Origin of the sequence: Vibrio marinisediminis, from assembly GCF_014050145.1 — a bacterium.
GTDB lineage: Bacteria > Pseudomonadota > Gammaproteobacteria > Enterobacterales > Vibrionaceae > Vibrio > Vibrio marinisediminis.
Window position 1 is genome coordinate 62,519 of sequence record NZ_JACFYF010000004.1, and the last position, 23,215, is coordinate 85,733.

At 43.7% G+C, this 23,215-nt stretch carries 22 protein-coding genes; 17 read left to right on the forward strand and 5 right to left on the reverse strand.

The window, feature by feature from the left end; all coding sequences use genetic code 11:
* Positions 1–9: 9 nt before the first annotated feature.
* Both H2O73_RS08650 and recR read left to right on the forward strand, forming a co-directional pair.
* On the forward strand, positions 10–339 hold the full coding sequence (locus H2O73_RS08650; RefSeq protein ID WP_182108451.1) for a YbaB/EbfC family nucleoid-associated protein: 330 nt from the start codon (positions 10–12) through the stop codon (positions 337–339).
* Between the two features lie 16 nt (positions 340–355).
* On the forward strand, positions 356–955 hold the full coding sequence (recR, locus tag H2O73_RS08655) for a recombination mediator RecR (RefSeq protein WP_182108452.1): 600 nt from the start codon (positions 356–358) through the stop codon (positions 953–955).
* Between the two features lie 48 nt (positions 956–1,003).
* Here recR and aqpZ read toward each other — a convergent pair whose 3' ends face one another.
* A complete protein-coding gene (gene aqpZ / locus H2O73_RS08660) occupies positions 1,004–1,696 on the reverse strand; it encodes an aquaporin Z (RefSeq protein WP_182108453.1) in 693 nt (230 codons plus the stop codon).
* A 326-nt stretch (positions 1,697–2,022) separates the two neighbouring features.
* Between aqpZ and H2O73_RS08665 the strand changes: the two genes are divergently transcribed.
* Positions 2,023–2,403, forward strand: a complete 381-nt coding sequence (locus H2O73_RS08665; protein ID WP_182108454.1) for a RidA family protein — start codon at positions 2,023–2,025, stop codon at positions 2,401–2,403.
* A gap of 294 nt (positions 2,404–2,697) precedes the next feature.
* A complete protein-coding gene (locus H2O73_RS08670) occupies positions 2,698–3,351 on the forward strand; it encodes a helix-turn-helix transcriptional regulator (protein ID WP_182108455.1) in 654 nt (217 codons plus the stop codon).
* A gap of 147 nt (positions 3,352–3,498) precedes the next feature.
* Here H2O73_RS08670 and H2O73_RS08675 read toward each other — a convergent pair whose 3' ends face one another.
* On the reverse strand, positions 3,499–4,197 hold the full coding sequence (locus H2O73_RS08675) for a GntR family transcriptional regulator (RefSeq protein WP_182108456.1): 699 nt from the start codon (positions 4,195–4,197) through the stop codon (positions 3,499–3,501).
* A gap of 285 nt (positions 4,198–4,482) precedes the next feature.
* On the opposite strand from H2O73_RS08675, the gene H2O73_RS08680 reads away from it, so the two are divergent.
* The 4 genes from H2O73_RS08680 to H2O73_RS08695 all read left to right on the forward strand — a co-directional run bounded on the left by H2O73_RS08680 (position 4,483) and on the right by H2O73_RS08695 (position 8,999).
* Entirely contained in the window at positions 4,483–6,114 is a 1,632-nt protein-coding gene (locus H2O73_RS08680; RefSeq protein WP_182108457.1) for an alpha-glucoside-specific PTS transporter subunit IIBC, read from the forward strand.
* A gap of 126 nt (positions 6,115–6,240) precedes the next feature.
* Complete coding sequence (locus H2O73_RS08685) at positions 6,241–7,578, forward strand: 6-phospho-alpha-glucosidase (protein ID WP_182108458.1); 1,338 nt, start codon at positions 6,241–6,243, stop codon at positions 7,576–7,578.
* A 56-nt stretch (positions 7,579–7,634) separates the two neighbouring features.
* Positions 7,635–7,922: a SemiSWEET transporter gene (locus H2O73_RS08690; RefSeq protein WP_182108459.1), complete on the forward strand. Its 288-nt coding sequence runs from the start codon at positions 7,635–7,637 to the stop codon at positions 7,920–7,922.
* Between the two features lie 96 nt (positions 7,923–8,018).
* Positions 8,019–8,999: an aldo/keto reductase gene (locus tag H2O73_RS08695; protein ID WP_182108460.1), complete on the forward strand. Its 981-nt coding sequence runs from the start codon at positions 8,019–8,021 to the stop codon at positions 8,997–8,999.
* A gap of 98 nt (positions 9,000–9,097) precedes the next feature.
* Here H2O73_RS08695 and H2O73_RS08700 read toward each other — a convergent pair whose 3' ends face one another.
* Together H2O73_RS08700 and H2O73_RS08705 are read right to left on the reverse strand one after the other, a co-directional pair.
* Positions 9,098–9,412: a YkgJ family cysteine cluster protein gene (locus tag H2O73_RS08700; RefSeq protein ID WP_182108461.1), complete on the reverse strand. Its 315-nt coding sequence runs from the start codon at positions 9,410–9,412 to the stop codon at positions 9,098–9,100.
* A 154-nt stretch (positions 9,413–9,566) separates the two neighbouring features.
* A complete protein-coding gene (locus tag H2O73_RS08705; protein ID WP_182108462.1) occupies positions 9,567–9,818 on the reverse strand; it encodes a GlsB/YeaQ/YmgE family stress response membrane protein in 252 nt (83 codons plus the stop codon).
* Positions 9,819–9,957: 139 nt separating this feature from the next.
* Here H2O73_RS08705 and H2O73_RS08710 point away from each other — a divergent pair, with 139 nt between their 5' ends.
* The 7 genes from H2O73_RS08710 to H2O73_RS08740 all read left to right on the forward strand — a co-directional run bounded on the left by H2O73_RS08710 (position 9,958) and on the right by H2O73_RS08740 (position 18,603).
* The gene (locus H2O73_RS08710; protein ID WP_182108463.1) at positions 9,958–10,407 is read left to right on the forward strand and encodes a YcgN family cysteine cluster protein; all 450 of its coding nucleotides are present in this window, start codon (positions 9,958–9,960) and stop codon (positions 10,405–10,407) included.
* Positions 10,408–10,763: 356 nt separating this feature from the next.
* Positions 10,764–12,911, forward strand: coding sequence for a transcriptional regulator NosR (gene nosR / locus H2O73_RS08715; protein WP_220457527.1), 2,148 nt, complete (start codon positions 10,764–10,766; stop codon positions 12,909–12,911).
* Between the two features lie 88 nt (positions 12,912–12,999).
* Positions 13,000–14,892 (forward strand): TAT-dependent nitrous-oxide reductase, encoded by a 1,893-nt coding sequence (nosZ, locus tag H2O73_RS08720; protein ID WP_182108464.1) that lies wholly within the window; start codon positions 13,000–13,002, stop codon positions 14,890–14,892.
* Between the two features lie 73 nt (positions 14,893–14,965).
* The gene (locus H2O73_RS08725) at positions 14,966–16,363 is read left to right on the forward strand and encodes a nitrous oxide reductase family maturation protein NosD (protein WP_246335875.1); all 1,398 of its coding nucleotides are present in this window, start codon (positions 14,966–14,968) and stop codon (positions 16,361–16,363) included.
* A complete protein-coding gene (locus H2O73_RS08730) occupies positions 16,360–17,283 on the forward strand; it encodes an ABC transporter ATP-binding protein (RefSeq protein ID WP_182108465.1) in 924 nt (307 codons plus the stop codon). The genes H2O73_RS08725 and H2O73_RS08730 overlap by 4 nt, the downstream gene beginning before the upstream one ends.
* Positions 17,280–18,098, forward strand: coding sequence for an ABC transporter permease subunit (locus tag H2O73_RS08735; protein WP_182108466.1), 819 nt, complete (start codon positions 17,280–17,282; stop codon positions 18,096–18,098). The genes H2O73_RS08730 and H2O73_RS08735 overlap by 4 nt, the downstream gene beginning before the upstream one ends.
* 10 nt (positions 18,099–18,108) lie before the next feature.
* Entirely contained in the window at positions 18,109–18,603 is a 495-nt protein-coding gene (locus H2O73_RS08740) for a nitrous oxide reductase accessory protein NosL (RefSeq protein WP_182108467.1), read from the forward strand.
* An 87-nt stretch (positions 18,604–18,690) separates the two neighbouring features.
* Here the strand turns inward: H2O73_RS08740 and norR are convergent, their stop codons facing one another.
* Positions 18,691–20,232 carry a nitric oxide reductase transcriptional regulator NorR gene (gene norR / locus H2O73_RS08745; protein ID WP_182108468.1) on the reverse strand — a complete coding sequence of 514 codons (1,542 nt, stop codon included), beginning with the start codon at positions 20,230–20,232 and terminating at the stop codon, positions 18,691–18,693.
* A 215-nt stretch (positions 20,233–20,447) separates the two neighbouring features.
* Between norR and norV the strand changes: the two genes are divergently transcribed.
* Both norV and norW read left to right on the forward strand, forming a co-directional pair.
* Positions 20,448–21,935 carry an anaerobic nitric oxide reductase flavorubredoxin gene (norV, locus tag H2O73_RS08750; protein WP_182108469.1) on the forward strand — a complete coding sequence of 496 codons (1,488 nt, stop codon included), beginning with the start codon at positions 20,448–20,450 and terminating at the stop codon, positions 21,933–21,935.
* Complete coding sequence (gene norW, locus H2O73_RS08755) at positions 21,935–23,083, forward strand: NADH:flavorubredoxin reductase NorW (RefSeq protein ID WP_182108470.1); 1,149 nt, start codon at positions 21,935–21,937, stop codon at positions 23,081–23,083. Before norV ends, norW begins: the two co-directional genes overlap by 1 nt.
* Positions 23,084–23,215 lie beyond the last annotated feature (132 nt).

Consider the following 23,215-nt stretch of genomic DNA (forward strand, 5'->3'; position numbering starts at 1 on the left):
GAGATAAACATGTTTGGTAAAGGCGGTATGGGCAACCTGATGAAGCAAGCCCAGCAAATGCAAGATCGTATGCAAAAGCTTCAAGAAGAAATCGCAAATATGGAAATAACTGGCGAGTCAGGTGCTGGCCTAGTTAAAGTGACTATCACTGGCAGCCATAGTGTGCGTCGTGTCGACATCGACGAGAGTTTGATGGAAGACGACAAAGAGATGCTTGAAGATCTTATCGCAGCGGCATTTAACGATGCAGCTCGTCGCGTAGAAGAAACGCAAAAAGAAAAAATGGCTCAAGTGACTGGCGGTATGCAACTACCACCAGGCATGAAAATGCCATTCTAATCAGCAAGGTTAGTAAATGCGCACCAGTCATATGCTGGAGCAATTGATGGAGGCCTTACGTTGTCTACCTGGGGTGGGTCCCAAGTCGGCGCAACGTATGGCCTTTCATTTGTTACAGCGAGATAGAAAAGGCGGATTGCAGCTTGCCGATGCATTGAGCCAAGCAATGACTGAAATAGGTCATTGTAATGAATGTCGAACCTTTACCGAGGAAGACGTTTGTCATATCTGTACCAATCCTAAACGTCAAGAAAACGGTTTGATGTGTGTGGTTGAAAGCCCAGCAGATATTGCTGCGGTGGAAGCGACCGGTCAATTTTCAGGACGCTATTTTGTACTGATGGGGCATTTGTCACCACTGGATGGTATTGGTCCAAGTGACATTGGCTTAGATGTGCTTGATTACCGCTTGCGCCGTGGGGATGTGAAAGAAGTGATTCTAGCCACTAACCCAACGGTTGAAGGCGAGGCTACCGCGCACTACATTGCAGAACTGTGTCATGAACACCAAGTTGAGGCGAGTCGTATCGCCCATGGTGTGCCAGTGGGTGGCGAGTTAGAGTTGGTTGATGGTACAACCTTGTCTCACTCCTTACTCGGGCGTCACAAAATCTGACTTATTAAAAATAGAGCCGCTTTAAGCGGCTTTATTTTTTACTAAACCTTATTCATCGCTGCCGGCAATGACTTTATAGAGTAAAGCGCCTATCACTGCGCCTACAATTGGGGCAAACCAGAACAGCCAAAGTTGGCTGACCGCCCAGTCACCCACATACACCGCAACGCCTGTACTACGCGCTGGATTGACAGAGGTATTCGTCACTGGAATAGAAATTAAGTGGATTAAGGTTAAACATAAACCAATAGCCAATGGGGCAAACCCTTGTGGTGCGCGAGCATCTGTTGCGCCCATAATCACCAGCAAAAATATCATCGTCATCACCACTTCACAGACTAATGCTGCCGTTAGTGAATACTGCCCTGGGGAGTGCGTACCATACCCGTTAGCGGCAAAGCCGGACGCCGGAACATCAAAGCCTGCTTGCCCTGTGGCTATAATATATAAAACACCACCCGCAATAATACCGCCAATCACTTGAGCAATGATGTAGGGCAAAACGTCTTTTGCATCAAAGCGCCCGCCAACCCATAGCCCAACCGTAATCGCAGGGTTCAAATGGCAACCTGAAATATGACCAATCGCGTAAGCCATGGTGACGACGGTTAAACCGAATGCCAGTGCCACGCCGAGTAATCCTATGCCCACTTCTGGAAATCCTGCCGCTAATACGGCACTACCACAGCCCCCTAAAACCAACCAAAAGGTGCCTAACATTTCTGCTAATAATCTATTCATAACGACGAGATCCTCTTTGAGAGTACTTGCTGAACATAGTCAAAGATTGTTCATTTTGCTTACTTTGATATGAAATCAAGCCAGCCAAGTATGCAGTCTGTTCACTATTGCATATGGAAAACATCAAATTAGTTTTAGTTTTTTGCTGAATTCACTGGCAGATAAACCTCAGAAATAGTTGAGTGATCTTGCTAATTTGGGTAACTAATACCAAATATGTGATCTATACCGATTGTATAAATCATATTTTGTTGAGAATATGGCGCGGTGATAAGTTGTTGCTCAAAACAATTTGAATTAAAAATAAAATATATATGAGGAAAATCATGAAAAAAGTGATCTGCGCAGAACAAGCTCCTGCAGCTATCGGTCCATACTCACACGGTACTACTTTTGGTGATATGATCTTTACTTCTGGTCAGCTACCTGTAGATGGCGCAACGAGCAAAGTTGTTGAAGGTGGTATCACTGAGCAGAGCGTTCAGTCACTAACTAACCTTAAGCTTGTTCTAGAAGCAGGCGGCGGCAGCATTGATACAGTCCTAAAAACAACGTGCTACCTAGCAAACATTTCTGACTTCGCTGAATTCAACAAAGTGTACGCAGACTTCTTCAAAGAAGAGTGCCCAGCACGTAGCTGTTTTGCAGTAAAAGATCTACCACTTGGTGTTCTTATCGAAGTTGAAGCAATTGCTCACAAACTGTAGTTAAACCGCTCATCGCTTTTTGATGAAATAATTGACTAGCTAGAAGGGTAATCGTGCGGTAAATGAATGATTCCCTTATACATAGATACGCCTATGTATTCGTTGGATGATCTTTCACGGAATGAGAGCATCCAGCCTTGCTGCAACTTCTCGTTAGTCGGTTAAACGAGTCAATGGTAAGCGAAGAGACAACACTATAGTGAGCATGGGCTTGATTACGTATTTAATACAGCAATTTACTGTGTAACGTTTTCGAGCCCTTCCTTTTTATCGTAAAAAGCTAAGGCAAGTAGATTGGAAATAAAGAAACTGACCAAAAGTGATCTTGATATTCTTTACTCGATGAGAAATGTGGTTGATGGTATTGCTCGTATGTATGGCGAATATACCGAAGTCGTGCTCCACAGCCTTGATGCCGAATCTCCGGCAATTATAAAAATCGCGAATGGCCATGTTACTGAACGAGGTGAAGGGGCTCCAATCACCAACTTAGCTTTGATGAAATTAAAAGAGGGCAAGGATGTTTCTGACTCGTATTTGACTAAAACCTCATGCGGTAAGACATTGCACTCTATTACAACTATCGTAAGAAACCCAAAAAATAAGCCAATTGGTTTGCTGTGTATTAACGTGGATATGGATGCGCCTATTCAGTCATTCTTAAAAACGTTATTGCCGCCATGCTCGGACAATGAATTGGAAGTGGCTTCACCTGAAACTTTTGCTAGAAACATCGATGAGACGATAGAAAGTACCATTGATACGGTGCAAACCGAAGTATGGCAAAACGAGATGATTCCGCCTTCAAAGCGTAACCGAGAAGTGGTTACACGCTTACATGGATTAGGCATATTTAAGATAAAAGATGCGGTTTTGATGGTTGCCAATCAATTAGGTATTTCGCGAGATACGATATATCTATATTTACGAGAATTGGGTAACAATTGATGCATCGTTTGATGGCATCGACATAAATCAATTCCCTTGGAATTGGTAAAATAAGCACAAACGGTCGCTCTTCGGGGCGACTTTTTGTGTTTTAGAGCCGCAGTCATTGTAGGCATAAGACCAACCAATCGTTGGTCTTAGAGTTGATTAACGTTTGAGATAGTGTTTGTAGGAAATCGTCTCAGGTTTTGAGGTGATCTTAGTGTACTCAAAGATACGCCCATCCTTTAACACACCCAGAGAAAGGATCTGAATTAACGGTTTTTTTGGATCGACCTTCAAAGTATCGCACATGTGTTTATCAGGTAAAATGGCGTCAAAATCTTGATAAGCGCCATCAATTTCAAAACCAAGCTCTTCTTCTAAGTATCGATACTTAGAGCCTTCCATCGACATTACATTCATTTTCGGGTACATCGACATCGGCATGTATGAGTCTTCATAAACCGAGGGTAAATCGTTTACCAGTTTAAAACGGCGAATAAAGTAGACTTTTTCATCCATACCGATTTTTAAGATCTCGGCGAGATCTTCATCAGGGTCGATCAACGCAAATTCGCAGATCTTATATTCAAGCTTCGATTTACTGTCGCTTAAGTACTCCTTGGTACTTTTGAGTGTCAGCATTGAGCTAACCATGGTTTTACCAATAACCGTCGAACCAGCCCCTTGGCGTTTCTCTACTAAACTAAGTGCGACCAGTTCGTCTATCGCTTTACGAATAGTGATACGGCTAACGGAATATTGTCCGATCAACTCTTTCTCGGTTGGTAAAGTATCACCAATAGAGAACTCTTCTGAATCAATGCGGGAACGCAAGTCCTGCATCACCTTCTTATATAGCATATGCCACCTCTCTTAGGGGATAAATTTACCATATTTTAATAGAACAAATCAATTACCTATTATCTGTGGCACAGTTCAAAATCAGCTTGTTATGGTTAAAATGCGATTAATTGTTACTCAAAGGTATTAAATATTGATCGATATCTCAAAATACATCTCTTATTTGTACTTGATCACGTTAAACATATCTTATATTTGTCATGTCTAATTTGTTGGAGTAGTTTAAATCCTGTCGAAAGACGGAACACTCTGGAAAATATTAATAACAAATTTAAGGACACTGCCATGTTGAGTTCGATACAACGATTAGGCGGAGCAATGTTTACCCCGGTCTTGCTGTTCCCATTTGTGGGGATATTAGTCGGCTTAACCATTGTTCTTAAAAACCCGATTTTTGTTGGTGATCTAGCTGATAAAAACGGATTGTATTATCAAGTGTTACAAGTCATTGAAGAGGGTGGCTGGACTATCTTCCGCAACATGGCTCTATTATTCGCTGTAGGTTTGCCAATTGGTTTAGCAAAAACCGCCCATGCACGAGCAGTGATGGTGGTGATGGTTTCTTACTTAACCTTTAACTACTTCGTTGGCGCGATGGGTGGCTTCTGGGGTGAATATTTCGGTGTTGATTTCACGCAAGCAATCGGCGGAACATCGGGTTTAACTGAAATTGCAGGTATTAAGACCATTGATACCGGTATCTTCGGCGCGATTATTATATCCGGTCTGGTGACTTGGATTCACAACCGTACATTTGAGAAGCAATTACCCGCATATTTAGGTATTTTCCAAGGTGCTTCATACGTTGCGATGATCTCTTTCTTTGCCATGTTACCAGCCGCTTGGTTAACACTATACGTGTGGCCATCTATTCAGCACGGCATCTTAGGTTTACAGACATTCTTTGTTGAATCTGGCGCATTTGGTGTGTGGCTATTCACCGCTCTTGAACGAATCCTTATTCCTACTGGTCTGCATCACTTTATCTATACCCCGTTCCAATTTGGCAACGTTGTCACGCCAAACGGTATTACTGTGGACTGGTTTACTAACCTAGAAGCATTTACTCAATCAAGCCAAAGCATGAAAGAGCTGTTCCCTGCGGGTGGATTTTCTTTACACGGCAACTCTAAAGTCTTTGGTTGTACGGGTATTGCGCTTGCGATGTACCACACGGCAAAACCTGAAAACCGTAAGAAAGTGGCTGCGCTACTTATCCCTGCAACCTTTACGGCTGTGTTAGTGGGTATTACTGAACCGCTTGAGTTTACCTTCCTATTTATTGCGCCATGGTTATTTGCGATTCATGCAATCCTAGCAGGTACGATGGCGATGGTGATGTACAGCTTTGGTGTTGTTGGCAACATGGGTGGTGGTTTGATTGAGTTTATCACTGGTAACTGGATTCCACTGCTTGGTAACCATACCGCGATGGTGGTGACTCAAATCTCGATAGGTCTATGTTTTACGGTTATTTACTACTTCACCTTTAAGTACCTGATTATCAAATTTGATGTGCCAATTGCAGGTCGAGGTGACGCAGAAATGAAACTGCACACTAAAGATGATTTTAACAAGAAACATGGCATTACAGGCAAAGACGCGCAAGGTGTTAACCCGCTACAAATCCAAGCGATTGAAACCATTGAAGGGCTAGGTGGCGTTGAAAACCTAGAAGATTTAAGCAACTGCGCGACTCGCCTTCGAGTCACGGTGATAGACCCAGACAAAGTTCAATCAGCAGAATATTTCATGAGTACAGGCGCGGTGAACTTAGTCAAAAATGGTAAAGCAGTGCAAGTCATTATTGGTCTGAGTGTCCCTCAGCTTCGAGAGCAGTGCGAGCAGATAGTCAGCGCATATAAAGAAGAACAGAAAGAAAAACAACAAGAGCTAACACTCAGTACGGCGAGTTAAAGGTTGTAGCGTAGATACCATAAAGGCTTAAACAAGATTTCGAAACAAACAGATTTTATTTAAACACGATTCACATACTAATTTATAGGGCGGCATTGGCGCCGCCCACATTAAGCGAGGCTTATTATGAAAACAGAATTCTCAGTAGTTATTGCAGGCGGCGGTTCAACATTCACACCTGGTATCGTAATGATGCTATTGGAAAACCAAGATCGTTTTCCTATCCGCAAACTGAAATTCTATGACAACTTTGCTGCTCGTCAAGAGACGGTAGCGGAAGCGTGTAAGATTCTATTGAAAGAACGTGCACCACATATCGAGTTCTCATACACCACAGACCCAGAAGAAGCGTTTACAGATGTTGATTTCTGCATGGCACACATTCGTGCGGGTCTATATGCAATGCGTGAGCAAGATGAGAAAATCCCACTACGCCATGGCTGTGTTGGCCAAGAAACTTGTGGTGCTGGTGGTATGGCTTACGGTCTTCGCTCTATCCCTGCAGTAATCGAAATGATTGATTACATGGAAAAATACTCGCCAAATGCTTGGATGCTGAACTACTCAAACCCAGCGGCTATCGTAGCTGAAGCGTGCCGTGTAATGCGTCCTAACTCAAAAGTGCTTAATATCTGTGATATGCCAATTGGTATTGAAACTCGTATTGCAGAAATCTTGGGCTACGAAGATCGCAAGCAGTTCGACATTATGTACTACGGTCTAAACCACTTCGGTTGGTGGAAAGAGTTTAAAGATGCGAAAACAGGTGAAGACCTAATGCCACGCATTAAAGAGTACATCAAAGAGTTCGGTTACTTGCCACCAAGCGCGATGAATGGCGCACAGCATACCGATGAATCTTGGAAAGAAACCTTCATCAAAGTACGCGATGTGTATGCATTGGATCCAGAAACGATTCCCAATACATACCTAAAATACTACATGTACCCAGACTACGTAGTAGAGCACTCAAACAAAGAGTTCACTCGCGCGAACGAAGTAATGGAAGGTCGTGAGAAAGAAGTATTTACAGAGTGTCATCGCATTATCGCAGCTGGTACCGCGGTAGACACGACCATTGAAGTGGAAGAGCATGCTTCTTACATTGTTGACTTGGCAACAGCGATTGCTTTCAACACCAAAGAACGTATGTTGTTGATTGTACCTAACAACGGCGCTATCAGTAATTTCGACCCAACAGCGATGGTTGAAATCCCATGTATCGTCGACAACACAGGTGCAAAACCGCTACAAATTGGTGAAATCCCTGAGTTCCAAAAAGGCATGATGAGCCAACAAGTTTCTGTTGAGAAGTTGGTTGTTCAAGCGCATGTTGAGCAATCAAAACAAAGACTATGGCAAGCACTAACACTGTCGGCAACGATTCCAAGTGCGTCGGTAGCGAAAGCGATTCTGGATGACCTAGTTGAAGCGAACAAAGAGTTCTGGGTAGAAATGAAATAGTCGTAACTAACCATCAATGCCCTGCCAATGCGGGGCATTTTTCATAGGTGTAACGAATGTTGGATATTACAACACTTGGCTACGTCGCGGCATTTTGTACTACATGCTCGTTTGTGCCCCAAGTTCTTCACATCCTTAAAACTGGCGACACGGCCTCTATCTCACTCGCGATGTACAGTTTGTTTGTTTTTGGTGTATTTCTTTGGTTTGTGTATGGCGTTGCGATGGTTGACTGGCCAATCATTGTTGCCAATGCCATCACTTTGCTGTTGGCGTGCATGATTCTGGTGCTCAAAATTCGCGACCTGTTTCGCACGAGAAATGCCATAAAAGCCAAGGCATAAAGAATACGAAACGCCTACCTGCATCTTCAAATAATGTGGGTATAACCAAACAAAAATGAATAATTAATAAGAGCTTAAATAACGGAATTTTGCCTGATGAAATACAAACAAATTAAAGACATCAATGCTTCAGCAATCGGCTTTGGTTGCTGGGCGATTGGTGGTACTTGGAACAATGTCACCGATGATAAGTCCATTCGCGCAGTTAAAACGGCGATTGAAACCGGGATCAACTTCTTTGATGTAGCACCAGTATATGGCAAAGGGCATGCGGAAACGGTCTTAGGTAAAGCGCTAAAAGGCGAGCAGCGTGATTCAATCATCATTGCGACAAAGTGTGGTTTGCCGTGGTCACAAGATGAGCGAAGAAAAACGCGTAAAGATCTCAGCAAAGAGAGCATCTTTAAAGAGGTTGATGACTCTTTGACTCGTCTTCAAACTGATTATATTGATTTATACCAAGTGCATTGGCCTGACCCAAACACACCAATCAGCGAAACCGCGCAAGCGTTAGCTGAGCTAAAAAAACAAGGCAAAATCCGCCATGTGGGTGTATCAAATTACTCGTTAGAGATGACTCGTGAAATGATGGCAGGCGTGGAGGTAGCAACCTTCCAAGGTTTGTATAATTTACTTGAGCAAAACCCAGAGCATTACCACAACATCCCATTGCAATATCGCGCCCGTGAAGAAGCGCTGCCATTTTGTAAAGAGCATGACATGAAGTACTTGCCATACTCACCACTGATGCAAGGTTTGCTAACCGGCACATTAAAACGAAGCGGTAATTGGGATGAGCATGATGACCGCCGCAATAACCCAAAACTCAATGGTGCGGCATTTGAACCTTACTTCGATTGTGTTGAACAGCTAAAAAGCTTAGCTAAAGATGCGAACATTTCACTGGCTCACTTAGCTATTCATTGGCTAGTCGCCCAACAAGAAGTCGGTCCGGTCATTGCCGGTGCTCATACCGAAGAGCAAGTGCGTGATAACGCCGCGTTTATGCAGTCTACTTCTAGCACTGAGCTCCTGAAACGTGCAGAAGAGATTGTGGCTAAATGGCAACTGAAATAGTTGCGAACAGCGCGATGAAAGCAATGCGCCATTAGCCTGAACAAATTCCCGTCACTCCCCCTGACGGGATTTTTTTCTTGTAACAAATGAGAAAAAGCTCAGTCCGTTGCTGATTCCAAATCTAATAAAATGGCTAACGCCTGCTCAGGACCACCGCTGCAAATAGCGTCATCACTATCAAATGCCGAGCAGACTTTTGGGCGTTCTGGCTGACCAAATATCTTACACAGATTGTGTTCGTTTAACTGAATACAGCGCACGCCAGAAGGTTTGCCATTTGGCATCCCGGGAATTGGCGAGCTGATAGAAGGGGCAATGCAGCACGCGCCGCAGCCTCGGCTCAAAGTGGCAGAGATACAAGGGGACCAATCAGAAGCGTCGATAGTGGAGACTTCGATAGTAGTGGCGGTCATGTTTTTTCCCTCAAAGGTGGTCGAGCGTATCGGCAGTAAAGTTAAACGATGGAATTCAAAGAGGGGCGATTCTAGAGGATTGTTTGATAGGTTGCCAGTATAAGGCGAGAAGTAATAATCAAGCCCCAATAGTGGGGCTTAGGGATTAGTAGCGTTAACTGCGAATAAAACGGTTATATAAGAAGAGCAGAACAAACGCCCCCAACGTAGCGGTCACAATACTGCCAATGTTGACACCGTCTGCACCACCAAAGCCAAGTAAGCCACCTAGAAAGCCACCGACAAACGCGCCAGCAATGCCAAGAACCATTGTAGCGATCCAACCGCCGCCGTCTTCGCCTGGCATTAACCATTTCGCAAGTGCCCCCGCGATTAAGCCGAGAATGATCCACGAAATTACGCCCATGTGTACTCCTTAGTTGAAGTGTCAATGACGTATTAAGAATAGAACACTCAGAGAAAAGCGCTTATTTCAGTGTGAGACTTGCACTTATTAGTTGAGAGCGGTATAAATCGCACCCTGTTTTGAATCGAAGTATGAGTCTATGAGCGAACAATTTTGGCAAACGAAATCCCTAGAACAAATGAGCGACCAAGAATGGGAAGCGCTTTGTGATGGTTGTGGCAAGTGCTGCCTGCATAAACTCATGGATGAAGATACCGATGAAATCTACTACACCAATGTGGCGTGTAGTTGGTTAAATAGCAAAACGTGTTCATGTAAAGATTACGCGAATCGTTTTACCTCAGATGAAGACTGCACCAAGCTTACTCGTGAAGACATTGAAGACTTCGAGTGGCTACCGCATACCTGTGCGTATCGCTTATTAGCGCGAAATGAGCCTCTGCCTGAATGGCATCCGCTAATTACCGGGTCTAAATCGGCAATGCACAAAGCTGGAGAGAGCGTACGTAACAAAGTGGTGTACGAAATTGAAGTGGTGGATTGGCAAAACCACATTCAAAACCTACCGGACTGGGCTAGAAAAGCCTAAGTTGTTTTTCCAGTTTTGTTATCCCTAAGTTATTACCTTGGAGCGATGTTTAGAACACTTTGCCCATTGTATTGCTTTCAACTGCTACTGAAGCGTTAAGAGATGGTGTCTTTAAGCGCTTTGGCAGCAGTTAAATAGCCTAAATCTGAGGTTGTTTTCCTGATTTTTCCAAATTAACCACGCATTTAATATGGTTAATTTGTGGCAATTCTATTTCATATGTCGTCACGTGATCAATTCCTCTATTTACATAAATAAAACATTTAGAATACAAAAAATTGACGTAAATCAATCTGTTTGATTTTTCATCAACTAGTCTTAAGTAACATTTTGACCTGCCTCATATGGAGCTGCAAATGGGTTACATGTTACGAGCACCATGTTGGTTTAATAAAAGCCAAACCACTGTAATCCTGATCTGCTCTGTTTTTTTGCTCACATTGTTTTCATTTTCAGCTCAAGCACTATTTGTTAGCCCCCCGAAAGACCCAATCCCTCTTATAGAAGAAACATTTCCTAATTTAACCAGTATCTCTGACAAGCAGGGTGAGCCACTTTTGCGAGTGGTAAAGAAAGATCAACAGATCCTTGGGTATGCATTCGAAACGGACGATATAGCGAAAATTCCTGCCTATTCTGGTGAGCCAGTCAATATGTTAGTGATCATCGATCCTAGAGGGGAGTATCTTGCCTCAAAAGTACTTGAGCATCATGAACCGATTATTTTAGCTGGTATTCCCGAGAGTAAATTGTGGGATTTTAGCGATCAATATGTAGGTCTTTCTGTCAAAGACCGAATCAAAGTAGGTGGCAAGCCGAATAAAGGCTATATCCCTATTGATGGTCTATCTGGGGCTACTGTGACGGTGATGGTGATGAATGCGGCCATAACCAAATCAGCCACCAAGGCGGCAGAGTCTCTGGGTATTATTGAGCGCCAAACCAACATCATTCAGCCTATCTCAACAATTAAGCAAGAGCTATTTAGCCCCAAAAGTTGGCTTGATTTAACCGGCGATGGGTCAATAAGAAAGCTGTACTTAACCAATGAAACGGTACAGAAAGCGTTTGATGACACTGAGGCGGAAAATGTTGACACTGTAGATGCGTCAAAAAAAGATGAGATGTTTGCTGAGATTTACTATGCCCTTGCTGATATTCCTACTATTGGTAAAAACCTGTTTGGTGAAGCAGAGTATCAGTGGCAAATTAAACAACTTAAACCCAATGAGCACCTTATCGCGGTGTTTGGTAACGGCTATTCTTACAAAGGCTCGGGTTATGTGCGTGGTGGGATATTTGACCGAATTCAACTCCACCAAAATGATAATGAAATAACCTTTCGTGATCTCGACCATAACCGCATTTCTGATTTGTACACCCAAGATGCCCCTCATTTTAATGAAATGTCGGTATTTAAAGTACAATCACATCATGAATTTGACCCCGGAGCCAGTTGGCAATTAGAACTGCTTGTACGTCGACAAACCGGTCCAATTGATAGTGTATTTACCAGTTTTAAAGCGAGCTACGATGTACTCGAACAATATGTAGACACTCCGGCACCGATTGTTCTAGAGCCTGAACTTAGTCTCACCGAGCAAGTTTGGCAGGAGAGCCAAGTCAAAGTCATTATTCTTCTTATTTTAATCGGTGTACTGCTGCTGATTTTATTCTTCCAAGATATTTTGGTTAAACACCCAACATTTATGCACCGACTTAGACATGGATTTTTAGTGGTGACTGTGGTGTTTATTGGTTGGGTATGGGGAGGGCAGCTTTCTGTCGTCAACGTCTTTACCTTCTTGCAGTCGATGGCCAAAGGCTTTTCGTGGGATCTTTTCTTACTTGACCCTATTATTTTCATTTTATGGGTGACGGCTGCCGTTACTATGTTGCTTTGGGGTCGTGCTGTTTATTGTGGGTGGTTATGCCCATTTGGTGCGCTACAAGAACTGATTAACCAAACCGCACGCTATGTGAAAATTCCTCAGTTCGAACTGCCATGGGCAGTGCATGAAAGACTATGGGCGATAAAATATCTAATTTTGTTGGCTCTGTTTGGTATCTCATTAGACTCGCTTGCTCTGGCTGAAACGTTCGCAGAAATCGAGCCGTTCAAAACCACCTTCTTACTCAAATTTGATCGAGAATGGCCATTTATTCTTTGGGCTGTTTTCTTACTCGCCCTTAACTTATTTAATCGCAAGACGTTCTGCCGTTATTTATGCCCACTTGGCGCTGCGCTTTCTGTCTCGAATAGTGTGCGTTTATTTGATTGGCTTAAGCGTCGCCCTGAATGTGGTTCACCTTGTAAAATTTGCGCCAAAGAGTGCGAGATTCAAGCCATACAACCGGATGGCGTGATCAACCTGCGCGAATGCCACTATTGTCTTGACTGCCAAATCACCTATTCCAACGATGGAAAGTGCCCACCATTGAAAAAAATGGCGCATAAAAAACGTAAGCAATCGGGCACTGATATCCCCATAACAGAGATTTAATTATGGGTGAACAGCTATGGCTATCGACTAATTCACGTTTGTTAGTGAAACCATCAGTGTATATGAAAACGTAAAATGGAGGTTTACCATGAGCGATGACAAGAACAAACTGGAAGACGAGAACACCCCGGTCAATACCGAGCGCCGGAAATTTTTCGGTCAAAGTGCCGCGATAGGGTTAGGCGTAGCAGCAGCACCCATGACAGCGGCAATGTTCGCATCGATGGCGAAAGCACAAGCTGAAGAAGTCCAAAATAGCCCATTTATTCATCCTGGTGAGCAAGACGAATATTATGGTTTTTGGAGTGGTGGGCACTCAGGTGAGGTTCGTATTTTAGGTTTGCCTTCTATGCGAGAGTTAATGCGAATTCCTGTGTTTAATGTGGACAGCGCAACGGGGTGGGGGCTCACCAACGAAAGTAAGCGTATTAAAGGTGATAGCGCTAATTTGTTGTGTGGTGATTCGCACCACCCGCATATGAGTATGACTGACGGCCACTACAATGGTAAGTACGTTTTCATCAATGATAAGGCCAACAGTCGCGTGGCACGTATTCGTTGTAACGTAATGAAAACGGATAAGATGCTGACCATTCCAAATGTACAAGCGATTCACGGTTTGCGCGTACAAAAAGTGCCTTACACAAAATACGTCATGTGTAACAGTGAATTTGAAATTCCAATGAACAATGATGGAAAATCCAGTTTAGAAGATGTAAGCACTTATCGTTCATTGTTTAATGTTATTGATGCAGAAACCATGGAAATGGCGTTCCAAGTTATGGTTGATGGCAACCTTGACAACACCGATGCTGACTACGACGGTAAGTATTTTGCTTCAACCTGTTATAACTCAGAAATGGGCATGAATTTAGGTGAAATGATCACTGCTGAACGTGACCATGTAGTAGTGTTCCACCTTGCTCGCTGTGAAGCAGCACTAAAAGCGGGCAAATTCAAAACCTATAACGGTAACGATGTTCCAGTTCTTGATGGGCGCAAAGGTTCAGAACTAACTCGTTATATCCCAGTACCAAAATCACCTCATGGGATGAACACCTCATCTGACGGTAAATACTTTGTTGCCAATGGTAAGTTGTCACCAACGGTATCGGTGATAGCAATCAACAAGCTTGATGATTTGTTTGCCGATAAGATCGACGCTCGAGAGACGGTAGTCGCGGAGCCTGAGCTTGGTCTTGGTCCACTGCATACCGCCTTTGATAATCGTGGTAATGCCTACACAACCTTGTTCCTTGATAGCCAAATAGCGAAGTGGAACGTAGAGGATGCCATCAAGGCGCACAATGGTGAGAAGGTAAATTATCTGCGCCAAAAACTCGATGTGCATTATCAACCTGGTCATAACCATACGTCGCAAGGTGAAACCCGTGATGCGGATGGTAAATGGTTAGTCTCACTATGTAAGTTCTCCAAAGATCGCTTCTTACCGGTAGGACCACTTCGTCCAGAAAATGATCAATTGATTGATATTTCGGGTGATGAAATGAAGTTGGTTCACGATGGACCAACCTACGCGGAACCACATGATTGTATGATTGTGCATCGCAGTAAAGTGAAGCCAGATAAGCTGTGGAGCCGCGATGACTCTATTTTTGCTGAGACTTTAGCGATGGCAGAAAAAGATGGCGTTAATGTGATGACAGAGAACAAAGTCATTCGTGATGGTAATAAAGTTCGCGTCTACATGACTTCAATTGCGCCAACTTTTGGTATGTATGAGTTCAAGGTCAAGCTGGGTGATGAGGTAACCATAGTGGTTACAAACCTCGATATGATTGAAGATGTTACGCACGGGTTCTGTGTCACTAACCATGGTGTTCAAATGGAGATTGGTCCTCAAGCAACCGCGTCGGTCACCTTCATTGCCGATAAGCCAGGGGTTCAGTGGTACTACTGTAACTGGTTCTGTCACGCGCTACACATGGAAATGCGTGGCCGTATGTTAGTGGAAGCTTAGAGCAGGTTTTTATGGGGTACTTTGTGCCCCTATTTCACTCTCTCACGACGGCGTATTACCCAAGGAGCCTTATTTGAAGTTTAAAGGTTTGAAGCATAAAGGTTTGAAGTTAGAAGATGTGAAATTAAGTGGTTTGAATAAAATTAGCTCAACGCGAGTAGCGCTCTCTTTTCGATTCTTTTTACTCTCTGTTGTCACATTGTTTCACTCTGGCGTCTTAGCCGCTGTTATCACATTGACTAGCCAAGACAACCTGCAAATTGAATTGGATGCAGCCCAATCCGGCGACACCATAATCCTCAATGGTGGGGAATATGTGGGGAACTTTACCATTAGTCAAAGCATTACCTTACAAGGTAAGCTTGGGGCAAAAATAGATGCCGGTGGTACAGGCAATGCGCTTACCTTATTGGCGTCTGACACTACGATAGAGAATCTTAATATCGTCAATTGGGGGCGTAATTTAACTGAGCAAAATGCGGGGATCTATAACGATAAGTCACTAAAAAACTTAATCTTTCGAGGTAACACACTCAAAGGTGATGCGTTTGGGATTTGGGCTCAGCAAGTCGATGGTATCTTAATAGAAAATAATACCGTTGAAGGCAACCCTATTCTTCGCTCTGCTGACCGTGGTAATGGCATTCAACTCTCTAGCGTTAAAAATGCCTTAGTGGTCGGAAATGAGGTCAGTAAAACCCGAGATGGACTGTATATTATCTCCAGCCAAGATAGCGAATTGCGAGATAACATTTTGCATGACCTGCGGTACGGTGTGCACTATATGTATTCACACCATAATCGTGTCATTGATAACTTTGCTTACAATACCCGAGCTGGTTACGCATTAATGAGTTCACGCCAACTCACAGTTCACGGTAATCGTAGCCAAGATAGTGAAGATTACGGCATGCTAATGAACTTCATTACCCAATCAGATATCAGCTACAACCAGATAAAAAATGTTTGGACGAAGCCCGAAAACAAAGTCATAGGCCGTGATGGTAAAGGATTCTTTGTTTATAACTCTGGTTATAACACCATCAGCCACAATGTTATCGACACCGCTGAAATAGGTATTCACCTAACGGCAGGATCGGAAAATGGCAAAATTTTCGGCAATAGTTTTATTAACAATCCTGTTCAAGTGAAATACGTTTCTAATCAGAAACAAGAATGGAGTCAAAACGGCGAAGGGAATTTTTGGAGTAACTACCTTGGCTGGGATTTGGATAATAACAGTATTGGTGATACCCCATTCGAGCCCAATGATGGTATTGATAAAATGGTGTGGAAATACCCTGAATCGAAAGTATTGCTAGATAGCCCATCAGTACTAATGCTTCGCTGGATACAAAAGCAGTTTCCAGTATTAAAACCGCCAGGAGTAAAAGATTCACATCCGCTTATGATGCAGCCAAGTATTCATTCTTCTCAACCGAAATCAGATACAGCAGGGACACGCTTATGACTCATCTCGTATCGCTGAAAGGCGTAACTAAGCAATACAAGCAGTTACGAGCCTTAGATAGTGTAGATTTAAGCATAGATAGTGGTGAAGTACTGGGGCTATTTGGTCACAATGGTGCCGGAAAGACCACGTTAATGAAGCTGGTTTTAGGTGTTACCGCAGCCTCTAGTGGCAAGGTCAGTGTGTTTGGTCGCGATCCAAGCAGCAAGCAAGCTTGGCAGGGGCGAAAATCGATTGGTTATTTGCCTGAAAATGTTAGTTTTTACGATCAACTGACTGGGCTGGAGGTGTTGACCTATTTTGCTCGGTTGAAATCTGTGCCCAAAGCACAGGCTATTTCTTTGTTGAAGGAGGTTGGTCTCACTGATGCTCTGCATCGCCAAGTAAAACACTACTCTAAAGGCATGCGCCAACGTCTTGGCTTAGCCCAAGCATTTCTTGGTGAGCCCAAACTTCTTCTACTTGATGAGCCTACGGTAGGCTTGGACCCTATTGCTACTCAAGAGTTCTATGTCAGTGTTGATCGGCTCAAACAGCAAGGTGCAAGCGTACTACTTTGCTCTCACGTATTACCCGGTGTTGAGCAGCATATTGACCGTGCGATGATCCTCGCTGGAGGCAAAACTGTCGCTGAAGGTACGCTTAGTCAACTGCGCCAACAAGCCAGCCTACCGGTGGTGATTAAAACTCATGGCATTAATGGCGCACTGGCAAGCAATAGTCAACTTGCCGGGTTTATGGTGGCGGCAGATCAACTGCATATCCCAGAAGCCAATAAGATGACCATTATCAAAGAGTTGATGAGTTACGATTCGTTGACCGATATTCAAGTGACTCCTGCCAATCTAGAGCAGATTTACCAACACTTTTTAAATGATGAACCGTCGTTAACGCTTAGTGGTAAGGAGGAAGCACAATGAATCCGATCATCGCGGTAGGACTTAAAGAGTTCCAAGACGGTTTGCGTAATCGTTGGTTTGTATCGATTACTTTTATCTTTTCTTTACTCTCGATTGGTTTGAGTTATTACGGCAGCGTTGCATCAGGTCAGCTAAGTGCTCCCTCGCTTTCTACCACTATCGCAAGCCTCTCCAGTTTGTCAGTGTTTATTATTCCTTTGATTGCTTTGCTACTGTGTTACGACAGCTTTGTTGGTGAGCAAGAATCGGGCACCTTATTGTTACTGATGACTTACCCTATTAGCCACGCACAACTTCTCGTTGGTAAGTTTGTCGGTCAAGCGAGCATTATCACCCTTGCGACAGTTATCGGCTTTGGTAGCGCTGGCGTCTTGCTTAGTATGACCACTGACATTGCGTCAGTCGCACCTGCATTTAGTCTATTTATCATTACCTCAACCTTACTGGGTTTGTGCTTTATTAGCTTGGCTTACCTAATCAGCCTTATCGTTAATGAGAAATCAAAAGCCGCAGGTATCGCGCTGCTCGTATGGCTGTTTTTTGTGCTTATTTTTGATTTGGTGTTGCTGGGAGTATTAGTCAGTGGCAGTGAAGGACTGACTCAGCATGGGTTAGTTCAAGTAATGATGTTCAACCCTGCTGATTTATTTCGTTTAATCAACCTATCGACTCTGAATACCGATGACGTCAGTGGTGTGCTTGCCGTTGCCATTAATAGCAGCTTTTCTACAGCAACTTTATTGGTTGCAATGCTGGCATGGGTTATTGCACCACTCGGTTTATCACTGATTATTTTTCGCAAGAAAACACTTTGAGGAGTTACGCATGCAACTATGTAGTTTAAAGAAATGGTCGGTATTGGCGATATTGTTTACCGCGTTGTTTGGTTGTACTGAAGATCCTACAGAAGCAATGGTAAGGCAGGCTGCTGCAATAGAAAGCGGTGACGAATGCCATCTATGCGGTATGATCATTATCAATTACCCGGGTCCTAAAGGGGAATCTTTCCAAGCAAGCAGCGACAACGCAATGAAGTTTTGTTCTACCCGAGATCTATTTTCATTTTTACTCCAACCAGAGAATACGCGCCAAGCAAAAGAGATTTATGTCCACGATATGAGTAAAACGCCATGGCAAAAACCAGAAGATCAATATTTCATAGATGCACGAGAGGCGTGGTATGTGGTCGGTTCAAGTCAAACGGGGGCAATGGGTCAGACACTGGCAAGCTTTGGCAACATTGATGATGCTAACGCCTTTAGTAAAGAGTTTGGTGGCAAGGTGTACCCGTTTGATGAGATCACGCTTGATATCTTGTAATAGAGAATGATGGTTGTGACTATTATTTTCGCGAATATCAGTTGATGAGGGGCAAGTAGGGATGAGCTCTGCTTGCCCCTCATCATGTCATTTCAAGCTGAGTCGTTTGAGTAAGCGATGTAAATTGGCAGGGTAAACCCCCAGCTTTTTGGCGGTAACAGATAGTTTTTGATCGTTTTCAAAGTAGGCTTGTTGGACAAACTCTAGTTTAAATTTCTCGGTGGCTTCTTTTAGTGTTAAATCACTATAGCCTGAAAGGGTTGGCGCTTCTTCGTTTATCGGTACTGTCGAGCCAGTCATAAGCGCTTCACCAAATTGAAAATGGTGTTTACGTAATACAAGGTGAGGCTGGTTGGTTTCTGCTTTCGCTATTACCGCCGCACGATTTATCGCGTGTTCTAATTCCCGTACGTTACCATTCCATGGATGTTGTAGCAGCTGTGAGTGCACGCTACCGTCGAGCTGGATGCTAGAAACATTGAGCTTGTGCTGGCAAAGTTCAGCGAAAAAACCAGCCAATAAGATCATATCATGGTCACGTTCTCGTAAAGGCGGAACAAAAATAGGGAAGACACTGAGCCGATGATAAAGATCGGCGCGAAATCGTCCGGTTTTGACCTCTTCATGCAATTGGCGATTGGTTGCTGCAATGATCCTTACATCAACTTTGATTTGTCTATCATCTCCGACGCGCTGAATATCACCGTATTGCAAAGCTCGCAGCAGTTTCGCCTGTAGCGCGAGTGATAATTCGCCCACCTCATCAAGAAAGAGTGTTCCTTTATCAGCCAGTTCGAATTTGCCTTTACGGTTACTGATTGCCCCGGTAAATGCCCCTTTGATATGCCCAAATAACTCACTTTCCGCCACTGATTCAGGTAGCGCGGCGCAGTTTAAATAGACGAAAGGGTTGTCATGGCGTTTAGATTGGCTGTAGATAGAGTGGGCGACTAACTCTTTACCGACTCCAGTTTCTCCCATTACCAATACCGACAAGTCAGTCTGCGCGACCGCTTCAATATGAGATTTCAATTCAAGCATGCTGGTGGATTGCCCAATGATGCCGTGTTTGTCTGAACTGAACCTTTTGCTCTTGCTTGCACTAGAGCTAAACTCCGACCCTTTTTCCAGTTTTTCAACCAATAGTGCTGTGTGCAGGCTATTCGAAGCTAACGCACTGATTAATCGCAGGTTGTTGTCATCAAATTGTTCAAACTGTTTTGGGTCAAACGCATCAATGGTCACCGCGCCTATTAAGCGCTCATTGTGTAATAGAGGTAAGCCAATGCAAGCATGCACTTCTAAGTTGTCATCATGGTTTGGGATCAAACCATCATAGGGATCGGGTAGTTCACTGTCGGTGGGGAATCGCACAATATCGCCCGCACGTGCGATAGCTTCAAACCGTGGGTGTTGCTCCACAGCAAAGCGTCTTCCTAGTACATCTTGGCTTAAGCCGTTGATCGCTAGTGGGATAAAGTTTTGCTCTTTATAAAGTAACAGTGCTGACGCATCACATTTCAGCATGTTACGAACTGTGGACAGTAGCCGCTCAAATCGGTCTTGCTCTGAAATGCCAGATGTGATGTCCAACGCGACTTGTAGCCACTCGTTACGAAAGTGTCCCATCGTGTTTCCTACGCCAAATTAAACCTTTATCAAAAGGATAATTTATTATCTTGATGATATAAAGTTAGCTTTATCAAAAAGATAATGCGGCTAAATGAATTTTAATTAAGCTATTGATTTTTAATGGTTAAATTTATTGGCACGTTCTTGGCAATGTATAAGGAAGAATTTTTGTTTCACAGATTATTTAATTGCAAAGAATGGTAGGTAGTACGATGACAATTCATGTAAAAAACAACATTCACTGGGTAGGACAACGCGACTGGGAAGTACAAGATTTCCATGGTACTGAATATAAAATTACCAAAGGCACCAGTTACAATAGCTACCTTATTCGTGAAGAGAAGACTGTGTTGATCGATACGGTGGATCATCGCTTTAGCCATCAGTTTATTCAAAATTTAGAGATGGAAATTGATCTCAACTCAATTGATTACATTGTGATCAACCACGCTGAAGAAGATCACTCAGGTGCTTTGTCTGATTTGATGGCACGCATTCCTAATACGCCAATCTATTGTACAGAAGCGGCGATTGATTCAATTGTTGGTCACCACCATCACCCTGAATGGAATTTTAAAACCGTTAAAACCGGTGATTCGTTAGATATTGGTAATGGTAAACAGTTGGTGTTTGTTGAAGCGCCGATGCTGCACTGGCCAGACAGTATGATGACTTACCTAACGGGCGATGCTGTATTGTTCAGCAATGATGCGTTTGGTCAACACTATTGCGATGAGCGTCTGTTCAACGATGAAGTTGATCAAGCTGAGTTGATGGATCAATGTCTACGTTACTATTCAAATATCCTAACGCCATTTAGCAGCTTGGTGACAGCGAAGATCCATGAAGTACTAAGCTTTAACCTTCCGGTTGATATGATCGCAACCTCTCACGGCATTGTGTGGCGAGACAACCCAGCACAAATTATTGAGAAATACTTAGAGTGGGCGAATAGCTATCAAGAAGATCGTATTACTATTTTCTATGACTCTATGTCTAACAATACCCGCATGATGGCTGATGCGATTGCTCAAGGCATCCATGATGTTGATCCAGGTGTAGCGGTGAAGGTATTCAATGTTTCTCGTCATGACAAGAATGAGATTCTAGCCAATGTATTCCGCTCGAAAGGTGTGTTGGTGGGATCGTCCACCATGAACAACGTCATGATGCCAAAAGTGGCTGGCATGCTTGAAGAGATCACCGGTTTACGTTTCAAAGAGAAAAAAGCAGGCGCATTTGGTAGCTACGGCTGGAACGGTGGGGCTGTTGACCGTATCCACTCGCGTTTAACCGATGCGGGCTTCCAAATGGTGGAAGGTCTAAAAGCGAAATGGAAGCCGGATGGTAATGCGCTTAAGCTTTGCCGTGAACATGGTCAGCGCATTGCCAAATTGTGGGCACTAGGTGAGTTGAATGTTGAGCCGATGCTGGCATCAAACACTCAACCAACAATAGAGCCTAAGGCGCTAGAGGTTGAAGTTGCGGCAACAGTAAAAGTAAAACAAGAGCATGGACCGGATTGCCAATGCATGATTTGCACCGTGTGTAATTGGGTTTACGATCCACAAGTAGGCGAGCCAAACCAAGGTGTGGAAGTTGGTACTCCTTGGGCTGAAGTGCCTGATTATTTCTTATGTCCGGAATGTAATTTAGGTAAAGATGTATTTGTACCTCACCGCAAAGAGGACGCAGCGTAATGTCTGATCCGATTGTTATTATTGGTAGCGGTTTTGCCGCTTACCAATTGGTGAAGGCGATACGTCGTCAAGATAGCGATGCCAACCTATGTGTGATTACTGCAGATGATGGGCATGATTACAATAAACCGGATTTAAGCCATGTATTCTCCAAAGCTCAAAATAAAAATGATCTTATTTTGGCGACAGGAGGAGAGTTTGCTCAGCAACATCAATTCAAACTGCTTAGTCGTACAAAGGTAGATAGCATTGATGCGCAATCGCACAGCGTGATAGCGAACGGTGAGCGAATTCATTATACCAAGCTCGTATTGGCTACTGGCGCAAGCGCATTTATACCGCCGATTGAGGGAAGCGGCGTTGAGCGAGTTCGTACCCTCAACAGCCTTGAGGAATTTGCACAGCACCATGATGCGCTCAACGATGCGCAGCAAGTTATGGTGCTCGGTGGGGGCTTGATCGGTGTTGAAATTGCGTTGGATTTAGCCAATGCAGGTAAAAGCGTGGTATTGGTGGAGCCTGCGTCTACATTGATGGCGAACCAATTACCGGACGTGATTGGGCTTAAATTGCAGCAGCACTTACGCGATCAAGGTATTGATATACAGACAGGGACAACAGCTGAGCAGGCAAACCTATTTGGTAATAAGCATCACGTTAGCTTGAGCCATGGTCAAACCCTTAAGGTAGATGAAGTGGTTGCGTGTGCGGGTTTGCGTGCCAATACAGCGTTAGCACACTCCGCTGGGGTGTTAGTGAATAAAGGGATAGTCGTGGACCAAACCCTGCAAACATCATTAACTGATATTTATGCTCTAGGAGATTGTGCGGAGTTAGAGGGGGAAGTTCGATCGTATCTGCAACCCATCTTGCTAAGTGCAAACGCGTTGGCAAAAACTTTACTGGGTGCGCCAACTCAAGTGGTATTGCCGACCATGATGGTGAAAGTAAAAACACCAAGTTACCCGATTCAATTAGCGGGAGTGACATCTGGGCAAGCAGTAGAACGCTGGCAGATAGAGAGCCAGGCTCAAGGTATGGTCGCCAAAGCGTACAATAGTGCGAATAGGCAGGTCGGTTTTGTTGCGACTGATCAAATGGCGAGCCAAGCCTTTGCGCTTTTGCGTGAGTTAACTACTCAGCATTAGATCATATTGCTGCTGTGTTGAATGAAAAGCTTACTCCGGTAAGCTTTTTTTATCGCGTCAAAATCAACAACCTTAACGTTTGGTCACTGTTCACATTTCACATCAGAACTACACTTATCATTGACTATTTTC